Origin of the sequence: Clostridium tertium (assembly GCF_017873245.1) — a bacterium.
Lineage (GTDB): Bacteria > Bacillota > Clostridia > Clostridiales > Clostridiaceae > Clostridium > Clostridium tertium.
Map to the genome: position 1 here is coordinate 1 of NZ_JAGGJY010000036.1, position 1,752 is coordinate 1,752.

Sequence of the window (1,752 nt, forward strand, 5' to 3'; positions counted from 1 at the left end):
AGCTTTCTAAATGCCCATGTAGCACCCTCTAAATTTTCTATTTTAAAACCTTCTCTTTGTTCTACTAAATCATTTTGTAATAATGTGTTTTCCATTCTCATATCCCCCTCAAATTTATAAATATTACTGTTATTACTCCTAGCCAGTATGCAATAACCAAACTAGGATAGTTTAAAAACATCCATATAAAGAAAACTAATAATAAACTTCCTATTAAAGAAACTACAAAAGTTTCTAATATTTCTCTCATTATTTTCTTTCTCCACAAACAAATAATTTTGATTTATCTATATCAGCAACTAATGCGTTAATTTCGTCTTCTTTTAAGCTTGATAGGTCAAAGCCTAAACCTTCTAAGTATTCAGCTATCTTCTTAGCACTACTCATACTTTTAGATACTACATAAACCTTCTTATAATTAGCCCTTACTTCTTCTATTTCTTTTTTCTTTTGATCTTCAAGTTTTTGAACTTCACCTTTAAAATCACAACTTGATGAAATTCTATTTTTAATATTACTTAAATATTTCAATCCATCTTTAATATAATAATTACCACTATAGGCTACTTCTAAATCTTCACTCATATCTGTTAAAAGATTAGTTAAATTAACTGAAAATCTATTAAATGTATCTTGTAGAAGGTCGATACTATCCTCATATTTAGCTAATACTTCATTCTTTTTAACTTCTATTGCTTTGTTAAATCTATCCTCTACGCTAGATATAGCCTTTCTTTCAACTCTATCTATAAACTCTAATAAATCTTTTTTATTCATTCTTATATCCTCCTAAATTAACTCTCTTATAGTTTGTACACTATCTATGTTATAAACTTCTCCATTGTCTATATTTTCTTTATCTGTTATAATATTTTGTAGTGGTTTCATTGGCTCGTTCTCTTTTGTTTGGTCGCATAGAGAATGAGCTTTTTAATACATTTCTTTAACTTGTCTTAATGCTGCTTGATAACTTAATCCTTCTCGCATAAGCAAATCAACTTCTTTTGACATATCTAACTCAATATCATTTTCTATTTTGGCTAATCTCTTTTGATAAGCATCCCTCTTAAGAATTTCTTGCATAAGCTTACCCAACTCCTATTCCTCCTTTCTAAGCTATAATAGTTTCTTTATCATCTAACCTTAATAATCTTAAATTGTAGCTATTTTTCCCTTTAGGCATGATACCCTTTTTTCTTAATTTACATACTTTTTCAAATATAGTTTGTTCAGATCTACCTAAAGCTAAAGACATTTCCTCTACCCCAACAATGTGATACCAATTTATTAAGTAATCTGTATCTTCTTTGCTCCATTTTTGTCCTTGGTTAAAATGTAGTTCTGGATTATATTTCATTCTGCCTTGATTATCGTACTCAATCATCTTCTTAAGCTGACCTCCTTCCTCTTTTTAATATGATAGAATGTATAACCTTCTGCTGATGTTGACACACTTAAAAATTCCTCTGGATTAACTCCATATTCTGTTAAGAATCTTCTTTGCCTTTGTGTGAGTTTCCTATATGCTCCTTCCATATAAATACCCCCTTAGCTTGTCTATTTGCTTTGTAAAGATAGCCTTATCCCCTTTTAAGTAAGTTATTAAAGCCATACTAGTAACTGATACTATTAAACATATTCCTACTTCGTAACTTATCTTAAGTAAAGTTAATAGGTATATTTTTAATACATACACTTCTATCTCAACTCCTCAACTTTCTTTCTAGCTTTATTAAATTCATTTATGCAGTT

Annotated in this window: 5 protein-coding genes; all 5 read right to left on the reverse strand. The window is 28.9% G+C overall.

The annotated features are described in order from the left end of the window. Nucleotides 1-97: 97 nt before the first annotated feature. Nucleotides 98-250 (reverse strand): hypothetical protein, encoded by a 153-nt coding sequence (locus J2Z25_RS18450; RefSeq protein WP_209741557.1) that lies wholly within the window; start codon nucleotides 248-250, stop codon nucleotides 98-100. Beyond that, nucleotides 250-777, reverse strand: a complete 528-nt coding sequence (locus J2Z25_RS18455) for a hypothetical protein (protein ID WP_209741558.1) — start codon at nucleotides 775-777, stop codon at nucleotides 250-252. Before J2Z25_RS18455 ends, J2Z25_RS18450 begins: the two co-directional genes overlap by 1 nt. 153 nt (nucleotides 778-930) lie before the next feature. Further along, nucleotides 931-1,095, reverse strand: coding sequence for a hypothetical protein (locus J2Z25_RS18460; RefSeq protein WP_209741559.1), 165 nt, complete (start codon nucleotides 1,093-1,095; stop codon nucleotides 931-933). Nucleotides 1,096-1,111: 16 nt separating this feature from the next. Next, entirely contained in the window at nucleotides 1,112-1,384 is a 273-nt protein-coding gene (locus J2Z25_RS18465) for a hypothetical protein (protein WP_209741560.1), read from the reverse strand. Continuing rightward, the gene (locus J2Z25_RS18470; RefSeq protein WP_209741561.1) at nucleotides 1,381-1,536 is read right to left on the reverse strand and encodes a DUF6906 family protein; all 156 of its coding nucleotides are present in this window, start codon (nucleotides 1,534-1,536) and stop codon (nucleotides 1,381-1,383) included. Before J2Z25_RS18470 ends, J2Z25_RS18465 begins: the two co-directional genes overlap by 4 nt. Nucleotides 1,537-1,752: the final 216 nt, after the last annotated feature.